The organism is Streptomyces sp. cg35 (genome assembly GCF_050410835.1).
Lineage (GTDB): Bacteria > Actinomycetota > Actinomycetes > Streptomycetales > Streptomycetaceae > Streptomyces.
The window spans coordinates 7,872,899-7,889,241 of the sequence record NZ_CP191268.1 but is presented as its reverse complement, the minus strand read 5'-3'; the positions used below and the strand labels follow the sequence as shown (position 1 = coordinate 7,889,241).

13 protein-coding genes are annotated in these 16,343 nt (G+C 72.7%); 7 read left to right on the top strand and 6 right to left on the bottom strand.

Going from position 1 to position 16,343, the window contains the following annotated elements:
- Positions 1-163 precede the first annotated feature (163 nt).
- Positions 164-961, top strand: coding sequence for a YhjD/YihY/BrkB family envelope integrity protein (locus ACQUQD_RS36425; RefSeq protein WP_428956469.1), 798 nt, complete (start codon positions 164-166; stop codon positions 959-961).
- On the opposite strand, the gene ACQUQD_RS36420 is transcribed toward ACQUQD_RS36425, so the two are convergent.
- Positions 953-2,356 (bottom strand): DUF2252 domain-containing protein, encoded by a 1,404-nt coding sequence (locus tag ACQUQD_RS36420; protein WP_428956468.1) that lies wholly within the window; start codon positions 2,354-2,356, stop codon positions 953-955. The two genes, ACQUQD_RS36425 and ACQUQD_RS36420, sit on opposite strands and share 9 nt — an antisense overlap.
- A gap of 124 nt (positions 2,357-2,480) precedes the next feature.
- On the opposite strand from ACQUQD_RS36420, the gene ACQUQD_RS36415 reads away from it, so the two are divergent.
- Positions 2,481-3,785 (top strand): diacylglycerol/lipid kinase family protein, encoded by a 1,305-nt coding sequence (locus tag ACQUQD_RS36415; RefSeq protein WP_428956467.1) that lies wholly within the window; start codon positions 2,481-2,483, stop codon positions 3,783-3,785.
- 19 nt (positions 3,786-3,804) lie between these two features.
- Here the strand turns inward: ACQUQD_RS36415 and ACQUQD_RS36410 are convergent, their stop codons facing one another.
- Positions 3,805-4,266, bottom strand: a complete 462-nt coding sequence (locus ACQUQD_RS36410) for a DUF7144 family membrane protein (RefSeq protein WP_428956466.1) — start codon at positions 4,264-4,266, stop codon at positions 3,805-3,807.
- Positions 4,267-4,442: 176 nt separating this feature from the next.
- On the opposite strand from ACQUQD_RS36410, the gene ACQUQD_RS36405 reads away from it, so the two are divergent.
- Both ACQUQD_RS36405 and ACQUQD_RS36400 read left to right on the top strand, forming a co-directional pair.
- Positions 4,443-4,712, top strand: a complete 270-nt coding sequence (locus ACQUQD_RS36405) for a hypothetical protein (RefSeq protein WP_428956465.1) — start codon at positions 4,443-4,445, stop codon at positions 4,710-4,712.
- Positions 4,713-4,841: 129 nt separating this feature from the next.
- Complete coding sequence (locus ACQUQD_RS36400; protein WP_428956464.1) at positions 4,842-5,309, top strand: LuxR C-terminal-related transcriptional regulator; 468 nt, start codon at positions 4,842-4,844, stop codon at positions 5,307-5,309.
- Positions 5,310-5,381: 72 nt separating this feature from the next.
- On the opposite strand, the gene ACQUQD_RS36395 is transcribed toward ACQUQD_RS36400, so the two are convergent.
- From ACQUQD_RS36395 to ACQUQD_RS36385, 3 genes are all read right to left on the bottom strand, one after another.
- A complete protein-coding gene (locus ACQUQD_RS36395; RefSeq protein ID WP_428956463.1) occupies positions 5,382-7,664 on the bottom strand; it encodes a LuxR C-terminal-related transcriptional regulator in 2,283 nt (760 codons plus the stop codon).
- A gap of 156 nt (positions 7,665-7,820) precedes the next feature.
- Positions 7,821-8,306, bottom strand: coding sequence for a DUF1269 domain-containing protein (locus ACQUQD_RS36390; RefSeq protein WP_428956462.1), 486 nt, complete (start codon positions 8,304-8,306; stop codon positions 7,821-7,823).
- Positions 8,306-8,863, bottom strand: a complete 558-nt coding sequence (locus ACQUQD_RS36385) for a DUF1269 domain-containing protein (RefSeq protein ID WP_428956461.1) — start codon at positions 8,861-8,863, stop codon at positions 8,306-8,308. The genes ACQUQD_RS36390 and ACQUQD_RS36385 overlap by 1 nt, the downstream gene beginning before the upstream one ends.
- Before the next feature lie 138 nt (positions 8,864-9,001).
- Here ACQUQD_RS36385 and ACQUQD_RS36380 point away from each other — a divergent pair, with 138 nt between their 5' ends.
- From ACQUQD_RS36380 to ACQUQD_RS36370, 3 genes are read left to right on the top strand one after another with little or no spacing between them, the layout of a single operon-like run.
- Positions 9,002-10,435, top strand: a complete 1,434-nt coding sequence (locus ACQUQD_RS36380) for a hypothetical protein (RefSeq protein ID WP_428956460.1) — start codon at positions 9,002-9,004, stop codon at positions 10,433-10,435.
- 20 nt (positions 10,436-10,455) lie between these two features.
- Positions 10,456-13,155 carry an MGH1-like glycoside hydrolase domain-containing protein gene (locus tag ACQUQD_RS36375; RefSeq protein ID WP_428956459.1) on the top strand — a complete coding sequence of 900 codons (2,700 nt, stop codon included), beginning with the start codon at positions 10,456-10,458 and terminating at the stop codon, positions 13,153-13,155.
- A complete protein-coding gene (locus tag ACQUQD_RS36370; RefSeq protein ID WP_428956458.1) occupies positions 13,152-14,648 on the top strand; it encodes an alpha-amylase in 1,497 nt (498 codons plus the stop codon). Before ACQUQD_RS36375 ends, ACQUQD_RS36370 begins: the two co-directional genes overlap by 4 nt.
- Here the strand turns inward: ACQUQD_RS36370 and ACQUQD_RS36365 are convergent.
- A complete protein-coding gene (locus ACQUQD_RS36365) occupies positions 14,645-16,342 on the bottom strand; it encodes a SulP family inorganic anion transporter (RefSeq protein ID WP_428956457.1) in 1,698 nt (565 codons plus the stop codon). The genes ACQUQD_RS36370 and ACQUQD_RS36365 overlap by 4 nt on opposite strands.
- Position 16,343: the final 1 nt, after the last annotated feature.

Below are 16,343 nucleotides of genomic sequence, written 5' to 3'. Positions count from 1 at the left end.
CCCTGTACCAATGGCCCAGGACATGGCCGTCCCTGGTGGCCGACAGGGGGCCAACGGACCATTTCCGGTCGGGCCGGGTCACCCCGCACGGGCGACGTGCGCGGGGCTGCCGCAGCCGAAGGTTCCGGGCAGGATCCAGCCCCGTGCCACGAGAGGACTCGCCATGGCGATCGCCGGTGCCGTCTGGCCGTTGGTCGGCCGCATCGTCCAGCAACTCGTCCGCGTCACCATCCTGGACATGGCCACGCGACTCGCGGCGCAGGCGTTCCTGGCCGTGCTGCCGTTGCTCCTCGCCATCGCGTCGTTCTGCCCGCGGGCCGTCCGGGACGATCTCGTGCGCTCGGTGAGCCTGCTGCTCGGGACGGGCGGGGCGCTGGCGGCCGGGGTGAAGGAGCTGAGCGAGGGCGGCGACACCGCCGCGCACAGCTGGGGTGTGACGGGCCTCCTGGTGGCGCTGCTCTCCGCGACCGCGTTCACCCGCGCCCTGCAACGTCTGTGCGAGCGGTCCTGGGAGCTGCCGCGCTCCGGAATCCGGTTCGTGGCCTGGCGGTGGCCCGCCTGGCTGCTCGTGTGGACCGTGGCGCTGATCGTGCAGGGCACGCTGCACCGCACCGTCGACGCGGGACCGGCCGTCGCGTACCTGCTGCAGCTGACCGTCACGGTGCCCATGTGGTGGTGGACCCAGCACCTCCTGCTCGTCGGGCGGGTGCCGTGGCTGCCGCTGCTGCCGGGGGCCGTGCTGACCAGCGCGGGAGCCGTCGCGTTCTGCGCATTGTCGGGGCTGTGGCTGCCGCGCACCCTGCGCGTGAGCACGGAGCGCTACGGCGCCCTCGGCTCGGTGTTCACCCTGTTGTCCTGGCTCATCGTGCTCTTCACCATCGTCGTGTTCGGGGTGGCCGTCGGCCGGACGCTGGCGCAGGAGGAGTTCCTGCGCCGCCGCCTCGGTGTCGGGTCAGGCTGACATCGCGGACACCCGGCCCGTGCGGACCGCGGCGGCCAGCGCCTCGTGATCGCGCGCGTTCTGGTCGGCGTAGGCCTCCGCGAAGTCGGCGACGGCCCGGTCGAAGACGTCGGACCGGCCCAGATAGGCGGCGATGGCGATCCGGTCGCCGGAGCGCGCGTGCGCCCGGGCCAGCGTCGCCCCGCACAGCCTGCCGAACAGCCGCATCTCGTCCGGGGTCATCAGATCGGCCTGGGGTATCGCCTTCCAGTCCCGCAACTGGCGTACGTAGAAGTCGCGTTCGGCACCGTCCAGACCGTGGACCCGTTCCCAGCCGAGGAACATGTCGCTGGTCGCCTGCATCAACCGCTGTCCCGCGACGACGCGTTCGCCCTGATTGGTGTGGCGGCTGCGGCCCGCGAACTCGGCGAGCGCCGAGGTCTGTGCCTCCTTCGCCTGCAGCAGGAGGGGATCGCGATCGTCGCGGCCGAGCAGCAGGACGATCCAGCAGCGCGTGCCCACGCTGCCCACACCGACCACCTTCCGGGCCATGTCGACCACCTGGTACTCGGCCAGGAGTGCCCGGCGGTCGGCGGGGAGGCTTCGGCCGTACCGCTCGATCAGGTCCCGCAGCCGCCCTTCGAGGTCCTTGCGCTCGACATCCGGCAGCAGGGTGTCGAGCGGTGTGATCAGGGGCGGGTCCGCGGTGAGCCGCAGCTCGCCGTCGACCACGTGCGCCAGTTTCTCCAGCGCCTGCAGATGGTCGCGGGTGCGGGCCTTGCCCAGGGCCCGGGACACCCGCCGCCGGGCGGGCGTGGCCAGCCGGCCCGACATCGTGCGGTACAGGTCGTCGGCGTCGATCCGGGCGTACCAGACGTCGATGGTCCGCATGCCGGCGAACCGGGCCATCCACCTCCGGTAGGCGCGGGCCGCCGACCGCACCACGCGGGCCCGCTCTGAGCGGCGGAAGCCGTTGGCGCGGCCGGCGATGACGAGGCTGGTGGCCAGCCGCTTCACGTCCCACTCCCACGGTCCGGGGAGCGTCTCGTCGAAGTCGTTGACGTCGAACATCAGGTGTCGCTCCGGGGAGGCGAGCAGCCGGAAGTTCAACATGTGCGCGTCCCCGCAGAGTTGGGCCCGCAGTCCGCTGGCCGGGGTGGCGGCCAGGTCGGCCGCCATCAGCCCGGCCGCGCCCCGGTAGAACCGGAACGGCGACTCGATCATGCGCCCGTAGCGGATCGGCACGAGGTCGGAGAGCCTGCTCGCCGACTGCCGTTCGATCACGTCCACCGGGTCGGGGCGGTCCGCGGCGGGCGCGAACTCGGCGTGGCTGGACCGCGGGACGCGGGTGCGGGCCGCACGGCCCCGGCTCGCCCGCTCCTGCGCGGTGTGGTGTCGGATCGTGGTCTCGGTCATGGCGCGCTCCCTCCAGGGGTGGGCACTGTGGTCCCGCGGCGGCCGCGCCCGCGTCACCCCGTCGGTGTGAGCTCGCCTGCCAGGGGTGAGGCCGGGCTCCCGGTGGCGTCCCAGACTGGCGGGCATGGAACCGACGATGCGTGGACAGCGGTGGCTGGCGCGTGCGTCCCTGGCCGCCGCCGCGGCCGCGGTCGTGGTGCTGGGAGTGTTCGCGGGGCTGCGTACGTTCGCTCTGCTCGCGGTGGGGATCGGCGGTCTGGCCATCACGGCGGCGGCGGTCTGGTGGGTTCTCAGCAGAAGGGGGGTGCTGAGGTTCCTCGCGCTGGTGCTGGCCGTGGCCGCTCCGGTGTGGGTCCTGGTGGCGTACGCCCGGCGGGACCTGCTGTGGGTGGTCCTCGTGTCGGGTGCGCTGTGGCTCGTCGCGGTCGGCGCCGGGCGGGCGGCGCTCGCGCCGGGCGCGGCCGCGGGCCCGATGCCCGAGCAGCCGGCGCCGCGGTTCCGCCACCCCGCCCTGATCATGAATCCGCGGTCGGGCGGAGGAAAGGTCCGCCGCTTCGAACTGAGGGAACTGGCTGCCGAGTTGGGGGCCGATGTGGTGCTCCTGGAGTGGCGGGAGGAGACCGATGTGGCGGCCCTGGCGCGCAAGTGCGCGGCCGAGGGGGCCGATCTCCTCGGGGTCGCGGGCGGCGACGGGACGCAGGCGCTGGTCGCCGAGGTCGCCGCCGCTCTCGACCTGCCCTTCCTGGTGATCCCGGCCGGCACCCGCAACCACTTCGCGCTCGATCTGGGCCTGGACCGCGACGACCCCGCCCGGGCCCTGGACGCGCTGCGCGACGGGGTGGAGCTGCGGGTGGATCTGGGCCGGGCCGGTGGGCGGCCGTTCGTCAACAACGTCTCGTTCGGCGCCTATGCGGAGGTGGTGCAGAGCCCCGCCTACCGGGACGACAAGACACGCACCACCCTCAGGCTGCTGCCCGATCTGCTCGTGGGGCACCAGGGCGCGAAGCTGACGGCGCGGGCCGGGGAGCAGGAATTCAGCGAGCCGCAGGCGCTGTTGGTCAGCAACAACCCCTACGGCGCGAACGACGTGGCCGGGCTGGGCCGGCGTACGCGCCTGGACGGCGGGGTCCTCGGCTGCGTCGGGGTGCGGGTCACGAGTGCCGCCCGGGCGGCGGGGCTGCTGCGCGGCGGGCGGTCGGCCGGGCTGACCACGGCGACGGCGACCTCGGTGGTCGTCGACGCCGACCAGGAGTGGATCCCGGCCGGGGTCGACGGTGAGGCGATGCGGCTGAGCGTCCCCGTGCGGTGCGAGGTGCGGCCCGGTGCCCTGCGGGTGATCGTGCCCCGGCGGCGTCCGGGCGCGTACCGCGCACGCGCACGGGTCGACTGGCGCCACATCGGGCGGCTCGGGCTGACCTTCCGGGGCTGAGCGGCGCGGTGTCCCGCCGCTACATGGGAGCTCCGTAGACCTTGTGCGCCTCGCGGGTCCCGTACATGACCAGCGCCCAGATCACCGTGATGTCCAGGGCGATGATGATGGCCGACCAGATCGGGTAGTACGGCGTGAAGAAGAAGTTCTCCAGCGCGCTCAGGCCCATGACGACGATGCCGACGACGCGGGCCCAGGTGCGCCCGCTGAAGAGGTTGAAGGCCGCCGCGAGGATCACGACTCCGGTGATCAGCTGGATCCAGCCGCGGATGTTGGGGTCGAAGTCGAACGGATAGTCGTTCTGCGCCTGGTAGAAGTTGTCGCTGAGGATCCCGGAGAGTCCCGCGATCGCCTGGTAGAAGCCGACGATGGCCATCACGCACACGGCGAAGACGACTCCGCCGACGGCCACCGCACTCACACGCGGCTGCGGCTCGGGAGCGCCGGAGGGCGCCCGGCCCGCCGAGGTCTGCTCACTCATCTCGAATCCTCCTCCTCGGGGAGGCTGAAGCGTCTCCCCGTTCCCGCCCCCGGGGTTCACCCGCGTCGGATGAGCCCGGCTCCCCCGGCACCGTCACCCGCACGAGGTGATGTGGCCGGCCCGGCCCCCGCGAGAAGGTCGGCCGTGGACCGGTCTGTCGCACAGGAGGTGACGTCATGGGCGGGGCACAGGCGGGCTCGGGTCCCGAACCGGCCGGGACATCGCCGGGCGCCGACTTCGAGATCCGGGTGCGGGGCCGGATCGGCGAGGCCTTCAGGTCGGGCTTCAGCGAACTCACGATCGTGCTGCACCCCGCCGAGACGGTGCTGCTGGGAGCGGGCCTCGACCAGGCGGCCCTGTACGGGATCCTCGACCGCATCCAGGCGGTCGGCCTCGAACTCCTCGAGGTGCGCCGGCTGCCGGGACCCCGCGACCGCAGAGCCTGAGGGCCGGTGCGCGGCGCCCCGTTCACGGCGGCCGGATCCGCCGTCGAAACAGGGCCGACAAGCCTCTTCCGGTGCCTCGGCTCCCCCGCCACGGTAGGGGCATGCCCTGCACATGGGGAGGTGAGGGGCATGCGCACAGGGGTGCTGAGCACGGGGCCCGACGGCTCCGTGCGGGGGCCCGGACGGGTGTCCGTCCTGCATCGGCGGCTGCGTTCGCTGAACCACGAGTCCACGGTGGTGGACGAGGCGGTGACGACCTGTCTGGTGTGGGTCGCCGGTGTCCTGGTGGAGATCGCGGGGGACGTCAGGAACCCGCGCGGCGCCAGTGAGCTGATGCACGAGGCGACGGCGGTACTGGCCTCGGTGCCCGGTCCGCGGCCGGACGCACCGGGGCCGCCGCTGACCGAACCGCTGACCAGTCGTCAGCTCGCGGTGCTGCACGAGCTGCAGCACGAGGTGCCGCTGCGGCAGATCGCGGACGGGATGTACGTGTCGTACAACACGGTCAAGAGCCATGCCCGCGCCGTCTACCGGAAACTGGGCGCGCGGTCGCGGGCCGAGGCGGTGGGCCGGGCCCGGGAGCTGGGTCTGATGTAGGGACCGGTGTCGTGCGCGGAGCGGGCCGCTCCCGGGCAGCGGGCGGTCCCCTGCCGGGGCCGGAGCGGCCGGTCACAGCAGCTGCAGTTCGCGGGCCCGCCGGACGGCGGCCGAGCGCCGGGAGACGGCGAGCTTGCGGTAGACGCTCTTGAGATGGGTCTTCACGGTGTTCACCGAGAGGTACAGCTCCTCGGCGATCTCCTCGGTGGTCATCATCTGCGCGAGCCGGTCCAGCACATCGTGTTCCCGTGCGCTGAGCCGCTCGGCGGGGTGCTGCGGGACCGCTCCGCGCTCCGGCACGGCGGCGGTTTCCTCGGCCCGTGCCGGGCGTGCGGACGCGAGCAGCGCGGTGCATGTGGGGGCCACGGTGCGCAGTACCGGGCCGGGGAGCCGGGCGGCGGCCAGGACGGCGCCGACCGGTGCCGTGGTCGCGCCGCCGCGCTCCACCACCGTGGTCAAGCGTGCCACCAGCGCACCGACCTCGGAGAGGAACGCGTCGGGCAGGGTGCTCAACGCGGCCTCGCCGCGGGCGAGTTCGTGCCGGGCCCGGGCGGGGGCGCCGCGGGCCAGTTCGACCCAGGCGCGCACGAGGTGCAGGGTGGCGCGGGTGGGCTCGGCCGCGGTCCAGGCGGGCAGCGGCGGCTGGGCCGCCAAGGTGGTGAGTTCGTCGGCGGCCCGGAAGCGCCCGCGCAGCGCCTCGATGAGCGCCAGTTCGACCAGGCAGTCGCGGCGCAGCGGTCCGTTCCCCGCGGAGCCGGCCGCCTTGAGCCCGCCGGTGAGGGTCGTCTCGGCCGCCTTGAGGCTGCCGGCCCTGAGTTCGCCGCTGCCCCGGACGGTCAGTGTGAGGGCGGCGATCTCCGGGCACTGTTGCAGCGCGGCATGCGGCAGGTGCGGCCGCGCGGACTCGGCGTCGGCCGCGGCGGCGCGGGCCGCCTGCGGGTCGCGTGAGCGCAGCCGCTCCATGCGGATCACGGCGTGGGCCAGCCGGCACCGCGCGGCGCGGTCCTCCTCCGGCGGCGCGACGTCGAGCAGCCGGGCGGCCTGTTCCAGCGCGCGGACGCAGGCCCGGTCGTCGTGGCGGGTCCGGGCGACGGCCGCGACGAGCAGGGCGGATTCGGGCGCGTCGGGCGCGAGGTCGTCGAGGGGCTGCCGAGTCAGTTCCGCGGGCAGCCGGGCCGTGGACAGGCCGAGGACCTGGCCGATCGCCAGGTGGTGCACGATCAGCCGGGCCGCCCGGTCCCCGTCGCCGGCGGCCAGCAGGTGCCGTACGGCGTCGGCGAGCAGCCCGTGGTCGCCGAGCCAGGCGGCCGCGCGCCGGTGCAGCGGGGCGACGAGGCCGGGGGTCTCGTGGCGCAGGCACATCCGCAGCACGTCGGCGAACATCTGGTGGCAGCGGTACCAGCCCTGGCCCTCCGGCTGCAGGAAGGAGTTCTCCCGGACGAGGGCCGCGAAGTGCCGGCCCGCGTCCTCGCCGGAGAGCTCGGCGGCCAGTTCGGCGTTGACCCGGCCGAGCAGGCTCGTCGCGAGCAGCAGGCGGCGCATGCCGGGCGGCTGCAGATCGAGCACCTCCTCGACGAGGTAGCTGGCGATCGCCTCGTCGTCGCCCGCGAACTGCGCCACGAACCGGTCGGGGTCGTGGCGCTTCTCCATGGACATCGCGGCGAGCCGCAGCCCCGCGGCCCAGCCGTCCGTGCGGCGGCGCAGCGCGCTCACCGTGTGCTTCGGTACGTCGATGCCGTGCTGGGCGAGCAGTGCCGCCGTCTCCCGGTCGTCGAACGCGAGGTCGGCGGTGCGCAGTTCGGTGACATCACTGGTGAGCCGGCCGCGGTGCAGGTGCAGCGGCGGGTCGCGGCGGGCGAGGACCACCAGGCGCAGCAGGCCCGAGGTGTGGCGCAGGAGGCTGGTGACGCCCTCCGCGATCGGTGAGCTGGGGGCCGGCTGGAAGCCGTCCAGGACCAGCACCACCGGCTCGTCGCGCGCGTTCAGCCGGGCGGCGAGGGCCGCCACGAGGAAGGGCCCCTCCCCCGCGGTGGCCGACTCGGGCAGATCGACCCCGGCCCGGCGCAGCGCGTCGGTCACCCGGGGCCAGAACACCCCGGCCTCCTCGGCGCGTCCGTCGCAGGAGACCCAGGCGAGCGGTCCGGGCGGGTGACCGGTGTGCGCCCACTCCAGGGCGAGGGTCGTCTTGCCGGCGCCCACGGGGCCGACGACGACGGTCAGCGGGCCGAGGGCGCCCCGGGCGAGCCGGTCCGTGAGGTGCGGCCGGGGGACGAGCCAGGCGGGCAGCGCGGCGATCGTGCAGGGGGCCGTGTGCTGCGGGCCGTCGTCCCGTCCGGGCGGTGACCACGCGTCCATGGGGCACCTCGCTCTCGGGGCGCAGTGGCGCGGCACAGGCCAGTGTGGGCCCCGGCGGGCGGGAGGGAGCGCGACGGGCACCATCTCATCCGGGTGAAGTTCCGGCGTGCGACGGCGCGTTGCGGGGCGCCCGGTGCGGGTGCCCCGCCGCTCGGGTCAGCTGCCCTGCAGGGCGGCGACCAGCTCCTCCTCCTTGTCCTTGGTGAGGGACGTGCGCAGCACGGTGGGCTGGAAGGGACGCAGGGCGTCACGCACGCGGTCGGGGGTGGAGCGCCGTACGAGGGCGAAGACGGCGGCGTGGCCCGGTTCGAGGGTGGCCGCGACCTCCTTCACGAAGCCGTCGTGGACACCGATGTCGGTGAGCTTCCCGGCCAGCGCGCCGGTGGCGGCCCCCACCGCGGCACCGAACACCGGCATCAGGAAGAGCAGCCCGAACAGCGAACCCCACAGGGCGCCGCCGGCCGCGCCGGCGGCGGTGGTGCTGAACGTCTGCTGCACGTGGATCTTGCCGTCGGCGGTCCGCCAGGCGAGCGCCGCGTCCTCCAGGTCGAGCAGTTCCTGCTTGGAGAGGTCCCGGCTGAGGCGCAGGACCGCTTCCGCCTTCTCCTTGTCCGTGAAACCGAGCACGACGAGATCGGCCATCAGGTCCTCCTGCGGTGGTTGCGGGTCGTCGACTTGTCGGGTTTTGATCGGGGCTCGACCGGCTCTCCCAAGCGCTCCGCGGCGGCGAGGAGCTCGGCGGCGACGGGTTCGAGTGCCTCCACGGTGAGGAAGCCCTCCGCGACGGGCACGCCGCCGACGTCGCGGATGGCCGCGCGCAGGTACTTCGCCCACACGTGCTCCAGCAGGACGAAGGCCGCCGAGCCGCCCGGATCCATGGACTCGGCCATCTCCCGGATCTCGATCAGGGACAGGCCGAAGGCATTTCCCTCGGCGAGGCTCGGGTACTCCTCCTGGGCCGCCTTGATCCGCTCCTTGGAGACACCGAGCAGGGCGGCGACCGTCTCGCCCATCCCCTCGGCCTGGAAGTCGAGGGTGAACAGGTCCCCGCTGAATTCCTTGCGGACGAAGAGCATGTCGAGGACACGGATCTGCCCGTTCGCCTCGAGGATCCCGAGCTCCTCGGCGATCCGCCCCTCGACCTTGGCTTCGGGGCCGAACTCGACCACGAGGAGTTGTACCGGTCCGATCCCTGTCATGGTTCCTCCTTCGACGCGACGGGCCTTCTCCGTCACGGCAGCCATGACAGCGGCGACGGGCCCGGGGCGCGTCACCCGCCGCAGGTGAGCAAGGCCCGGGCCGGCCCGGGGACGCTGGCCGGCGGAGGTGCGACGCCCATGAGCGATGAACGGACACCGCGGCAAGGCGACGGTGCCCCGGCCCCGGACAGCCCCGATGAATCCGAACTGGTACGTCTGCGCGCGGAGGTCGAGCGGCTGCGCGACCGGGCCGGCGCCGAGCGGCGCCGGCAGACCCGGATCCTGTCGGTCCGCCGCGCCGTCGCGGCGGTGCTGATCGCACTCGTCGCCGTGCTCTCGGTCACCTCGGTGATCGGACTGTGGGGGTCGCGGACGACGCTCGACACGGACCGCTGGGTCGCGGCGGTGGGTCCGCTGCCCGAGGACCCCGACGTGAACGCCGCCGTGTCCACGTACCTGACGAACGAGATCTTCGTCGAACTGGACGTCAGGCAGCGGCTGTCCGAGGCGCTGCCGCCCCGGGCGTCCTTCCTGGCGGCGCCGGTCACCGGGGCCGTGCACGACTATCTGCAGAAGTCGATCTCCAAGCTCATCGCCACCGACCGGTTCGAGGACCTGTGGCGCGCGACGAACCGGTTCGCGCACGCGCAGATCGTCGCGGTGCTGGAGAAGAAGAACGAGAACGTGCGGGTGAGCGGCGACACGGTCACCCTGAACCTGCTGCCGATGGTCAACAACCTGCTGGGCTCGATCGAGGATCAACTGCCCACGCTGTTCGGCAAGAAGCTCGATCTGCCGCCGCTGTCCTCCGGCGAGGTTCCGCCCGGACTGCACCAGCGGATCGAGAAGGCGCTCGGGGTGTCGCTGCCGGCGGACTTCGCGCAGATCCGCCTCTACAACCGGCACGAGCTGGGGCAGCTCCAGGAAATGGTGCTGTTGTTCAAGCGCGCGGTGGTGGGGCTGCTGATCGCCGTGCCGGTGCTGCTCGCGCTCGCCCTGTGGGCGTCGCCGAACCGTCGGCGCACCCTGCTGCAGCTCGGCCTGTGGCTGGTCGTGACGGTCACCGTGCTGTCGAGCGTGCTGCGGGCCGTGCGGGACCAGCTGATCGGCCAGGTGCAGCCCGGTGTCTACCGCGACGGCGTAGCGGCCGCGCTGCACACGGTGTTCACCACCCTGCGCGATCGGGGCGACCAGTTGCTGTGGCTCGGCATCGTCATCGCGCTCGTGGCGTACCTGGCCGGACCGGGACGGCTGCCGGTGGCGCTGCGTCAGCACACGGCGCAGGGCGCCCGGGCCACGGGCCGCTTCCTGGCGCGGGCCGGTGAACGGGCCGCCGGGAGGTCGCCGGTGCGGACGTGGCTCGTGCGGCACGCCGATGTCCTGCGGGTGGCCGGGGTGGTCGTCGCGGTCCTGGTCGCGCTGGCGCTGTCGTCGTGGACCGGCCTGCTCGTGGTGGCGCTCGTGCTGGCCGCGTACGAGATCGCGCTCACGCTCCTCGCGCGGGCCGGAGCCTCACCCCCGGCAGGTGAAGCCGCTGCGGGGGCACCCGCCAAGACTGGCGCATCCAGCTGACCGAGGGCAGGAGAGAGCGGATGAAGACGCAGCGGCACGCCGGTCGGGTCGGCCCGGTCGGCGACGACAGCGGACGGTCGCGCCTGTGGGGCCCGTACCTGAGCGAACGTCAGTGGGGTACGGTCCGCGAGGACTACAGCGCCGGGGGCGACGCATGGTCCTACTTCCCGCACGATCACGCCCGTTCGCGTGCCTACCGCTGGGGCGAGGACGGTCTCGGCGGCATCTGCGACGAGCAGCAGCGGCTGTGCCTGGCCCTCGCCCTGTGGAACGGGTCCGACCCGATCCTCAAGGAGCGCGCCTTCGGTCTCACCAACGGCGAGGGCAATCACGGCGAGGACGTCAAGGAGTACTACTTCTACCTCGACAGCACCCCGAGCCACTCCTATCTGCGGTACCTGTACAAGTACCCGCAGGCCCCGTACCCGTACAACGATCTCGTGGCGGTCAACCGGGCCCGCACCCGCCAGGAGTTCGAGTACGAGCTGCTGGACACCGGGGTGTTCGACGACGACCGGTACTTCGACGTGACGGTGGAGTACGCCAAGGCCGAGCACGACGACATCCTGATGCGGATCACCGTCGACAACCGCGGTCCGGACGAGGCGACGCTGCACGTGCTGCCGACGCTGTGGTTCCGCAACACCTGGTCCTGGGGCGAGCGGCCGGACGACGCCGTCCGGCCGCGGCTGCGGTCGGTCGAGGGGCCGCGCTCGACCGTCACCGTCCGGGCCGACCATCCCGAGCTCGGCAGTTACGACCTACGGTGCGCGGGGCAGGCGGCGCTGCTGTTCACGGAGAACGAGACCAATCACGAGCGGCTGTTCGGCTCGGCCAACGCGTCCCGGTACGTGAAGGACGGCATCGGCCGGTACGTCGTCGACGGCGACGAGGCCGCGGTCAACCCGGGGCGGGAGGGCACCAAGGCCGCCGCGCTCCACACGCTGACCGTGCCCGCCGGCGGGTCCGAGACGGTACGGCTGCGGCTGGGGCCCGCCGGTGCCCAGCTGTCGCTGGCCCGCGGCTTCGACACGGTGTTCAAGGACCGGATCACCGAAGCGGACGACTTCTACCGGAAGTTGACGCCCCGCGGGGCGAGCGAGGACGAGGCGCGGGTACTGCGCCAGGCGCTCGCCGGGATGCTGTGGTCGAAGCAGTACTACGCGTTCGACCTGGAGACATGGCTGGCCGAGCACGATCTGACGCCGTGGAGCCCGCCGCGCGACGGGGTACGCAACCGCGAGTGGTTCCACATGGTCAGCGGCGACATCGTGTCGATGCCCGACAAGTGGGAGTACCCGTGGTTCGCCGCCTGGGACCTGGCGTTCCACGCCGTGGCCTTTTCGGTCGTCGACATCGGCTTCGCCAAGTCCCAGCTCGAACTCCTGCTGCAGGACCGCTTCCTGCACCCCAACGGCCAGATCCCCGCCTACGAGTGGAACTTCGGGGACGTGAATCCGCCGGTGCACGCCTGGGCCGCGTACTTCGTGTACACGGTGGAGCGGGCCACGACCGGGCGGGCCGACCACGCCTTCCTGGAGCGCACGTTCCAGAAGCTGCTCACGAACTTCACGTGGTGGGTCAACCGCAAGGACCCCGGCGGCCGCAACGTCTTCCAGGGCGGCTTCCTCGGCCTCGACAACATCGGTGTCTTCGACCGCAGCGCTCCCCTGCCCACCGGGGGCACCCTGGAGCAGGCGGACGGCACCGCCTGGATGGCCCTGTACTGCCAGTCGATGCTGCAGCTCGCGCTGGAGCTGGTCGAGCACAATTCCTCGTACGGGGACCTGGTCGTGAAGTTCGTCGAGCACTATCTGTGGATCGCCGCCTCGATGGACCGGCTCGGGGACCTCGGGGACGAGCTCTGGGACGAGGAGGACGGGTTCTTCTACGACGTGCTGCGGCTGCCCGACGGGCGGGCGGACCGGCTGAAGGTCCGCTCCATGGTGGGGCTGCTGCCCCTGTGCGCGTCGACCGTGTTCCAGCCGGAGCAGTTGGCCCAGCTGTCCGGTCTCGGCGAGCGGTTGCAGCGGTTCGCCGACCGTCATCCCTCGCTGTCGGTGACGATGTCGTCGGCGACGGCCGGCACGACGGGCGGGCCGCGGCTGCTGTCCGTCATGGACGAGAAGAAGCTGGTACGGGTGCTCGCCCGCGTCCTGTCGGAGGACGAGTTCCTGAGCCCGTACGGGATCCGGGCGCTCTCCCGCCACCACGCCGAACACCCGTACACGTTCCGGGTGCACGGCGAGGAGTACAAGGTCTCCTATCTGCCCGCCGAGTCGGACACGGGCATGTTCGGCGGCAACTCCAACTGGCGCGGGCCGGTCTGGCTGCCGATGAACGCCCTCGTGGTGCGGGCACTGCTCAATCTGTACGGCTTCTACGGCGACGACCTCACCGTCGAGTGCCCGACCGGCTCGGGCGTGCACAAGAACCTGTACGAGGTGGCCCAGGACATCAGCGCCCGGCTCACCCGCATCTTCCTGCGCGGCGAGGACGGCGGACGGCCGGTGTACGGCGGCCAGCCCAAGTTCCGTGACGACCCGCACTGGCGGGACCTGGTCTCCTTCTACGAGTACTTCCACGGCGACAACGGCGCCGGTATCGGCGCCTCCCACCAGACCGGCTGGACGGGCCTGGTCGCCGCCCTGATGAAGATCTTCGGCACGCTCGGTCCCGAGGACTTCCGTCCCGGCCACAAGAGGAGGCAGTCCCGATGACCTCATTGCCCGCTCAGCCCGTCGTGTACGAGGTCAACACCCGGGTGTGGCTGCGTGAGACCGCGCTGCGCACCGGCCGCGCGACCGGGCTCGGGGACGTGCCGAAGGACGTCTGGGACGAGATCACGCCGGCCGGGACCGACGCCGTCTGGCTCATGGGCGTGTGGGAGCGCAGCCCTCGCGGGCGGGCCATCGCCCTGGAGAACCCGGCGCTGCGCGCGGCGTTCAGCGAGGCCGTCGGGGACATCGGCGAGGAGGACATCGCCGGCTCGCCGTACTGCATCCGCCGCTACGAGGTCGACGCGGCGCTCGGCGGCGCCGCGGGGCTGGCCGCCGCGCGGGCCGAACTCGACCACCGGGGCGTCGGGTTGCTGCTCGACTACGTGCCCAACCACGTGGCCCCGGACAGCCCGTGGGTGGGCGAGCACCCCGAGTACTTCGTGCAGGGGGACGTCCAGGACGCGGTACGGGATCCGGCGGCGTTCCTCGACACGGGGCGGGCCGTCCTCGCGCGGGGCCGCGACCCGTACTTCGCGCCCTGGCCGGACGTGGTGCAGCTGAACGCCTTCAGCCCCGAGCTGCGGCAGGCCACCGGCGAGGTGCTCGGCCACATCGGGGTGATCTGCGACGGCGTGCGCTGCGACATGGCGATGCTGCTCATGAACGACGTGTTCACGCGGACGTGGGGCGAGCGGGTGGGCGCACCGCCCGCGGCGGACTTCTGGCCGGAGGTGCTGACCGCCGTCCGGCGCCGCCACCCGGGAATGGTCTTCGCGGCGGAGGCGTACTGGGATCTCGAATGGGCGCTGCAGCAGCAGGGGTTCGACTTCTGCTACGACAAGCGCCTCTACGACCGGCTGCTGCACGAGGGCGCCGAGTCCGTCCGGGGGCATCTGCGGGCCGACGAGGAGTACCAGCGCCGGCTCGTCCGGTTCCTGGAGAACCACGACGAGCCCCGGGCCGCGCGGACGCTCGCCCCGGACAAGGAGCGGGCCGCGGCCGTGCTGATCGCGACGCTGCCCGGCGCGACGCTGTGGCACGAGGGCCAGTTCACGGGACGCCGGATCCATCTGCCGGTCTTCCTCGACCGGCGCCCGGCCGAGAGCGCGGACACGTCCCTGCGGGCCTTCCACGAACGGCTGTTGTCGGGTGTGCACCGCAGCGGTATGCGCACGGGCCGGTGGCAGCTGCTCGACTGCACCGGCTGGCCCGACAACGACTCGGGCCGTGATCTGATCGCCTCCTGCTGGACCGGCCCCGCGGGCCGGTTCCTGACCGTGGTGAACCTCTCCGGCCATCCGGCACAGGCCAGGATCCGGCTCCCGTGGACCGAACTCGGCACCGATTCCTGGGAGTTGACCGAGCTCCTCGACAACGACCGGTACGGGCGCTCGGGCCAGGAACTGCTGGAGAGCGGCCTGTACGTCGACGTGCCGCCGTGGGGCACGCATCTGCTGTCCGTCGTGGCGAACGGGGCGGCCCCGGTCGGCTAGCCGCCGCTCCAGTGGGCGCCGCCGTGTGACCGGAAGGCCGCGACGGCGCTCTCCACTGTCGGGAAGAAGCGCTCCGGGTCGAAGGTGCGGTCGAGGCCGTAGTGGTCGATCTTGCGCCGCACGGGATCCTTGAGTTCGGCGAAGACCAGGAGCACGCCCCGCTCCTGGAGGGTCTCGTCCAGTTCCACGAGGATGTCGGCCGCGGTCGTGTCGACGTCCGTGACCGGCTCGGCCGCGAGCAGCACGCAGCGCGGCGGCGGTTCGGCGCGGGTGGCCCGCAGGACCTCGTCGCGGAACGTCTTGGCGTTGGCGAAGAAGAGGGGCGCGTCGAAGCGCAGGATCACCAGGCCCGGCAGCTGCTCGGCGCCCGGGTGGGAGCGTACGTCGTGGTATCCCTCCAGGCCGGGTGCGCGCCCGAGCACCGTGCTGTAGGGCCACCACGCGCGCCGGAAGACGTTCAGGATGGACAGGCCCACCGCGACCGCGATGCCGGGCAGCACACCGAGCAGGGCCACGCCGAGGAACGCCGCGATGCACAGCCAGAACTCGGCCTTGCGCTGCCGCCACAGCCGCCGGGTCCCGGGCAGGTCGGCCAGCGACACCGAGGCCGTGATGACCACGGCGGCCAGCGCGGGCTGCGGCAGGTCGCGGAAGAGCCCGGGCAGCAGGACGAGCATGAGAAGGATCAGGACGGCACCGACCACGCCGGTGAGCTGCGTCCTGGCTCCGGCACGCTCGGCCACAGCCGTCCGCGAGCCGCTGGTGCTCATCGGGAATCCCTGGAAGAGCCCGGCGGCCACGTTGGCCGAGCCGATCGCGATCATCTCGCCGTTGCCGCTGACCTCCTGGCCGGTGCGGACCGCGAAGGCCGACGCGTTGGAGATGGTGTCGGCGAGGGACACCAGGGCGATGCCGAACGCCCCGGCCAGCAGCGGTCCGAGGTCGTCCCAGCGGATGTCGGGGATCGTGAACGGCGGCAGTCCCTCGGGCAGCCGGCCGACGAGGCGTACGCCGTGCTCCCCCAGGTCGAAGGCGACCGACGCACCGATGGCGAGCACCACCATGACGAGGACGGCCGGCACTTTCGGCAGCAGCCGCTGCAGGAGCAGGATGAGGGCGATGCCCGAGGCGCCCACGGCGATGGCGGCCGGCACGGTCTCCCCCTCGGCCGCCCCTCGCACGAAGGCGCCGAGTTCGGCGATCAGCCCGTCGGCCTCCGTGGAGAAGCCGAACAGCTTCGGCAGCTGGCTGACGAGGATGGTCAGGGCCAGGCCGTTCAGGTAACCGATCATGGTGGGCCTGGAGATGAGGTCGGCGACGAAGCCGAGACGTGCCACCCCTGCCAGGAGCGTGATCACTCCGACCAGGAGGGCCAGGGCCGAGGCGAGCGCCACAGCGCGGGCGCTGTCGCCGTCGGCCACGACCAGCGGCAGGACGGTCGCGGCGATCATCGGGCCGAGCGAGGAGTCGGGGCCGAGGACGAGGATGCGCGACGGTCCTGCCACGGCATAGGCGAGCAGGCAGAGCACGGACGTGTACAGCCCGGTGATCGGCGGCAGCCCCGCCAGTTCCGCGTACGCCATGCCCTGCGGGACGAGGAGCGTGGTCAGGACGGTCCCGGCGACAAGGTCCTTGACCAGCCAGGCACGGCGGTACTCCCGCAGCGTCCTGAGGCCGGGCGGCAACGCGGGCACC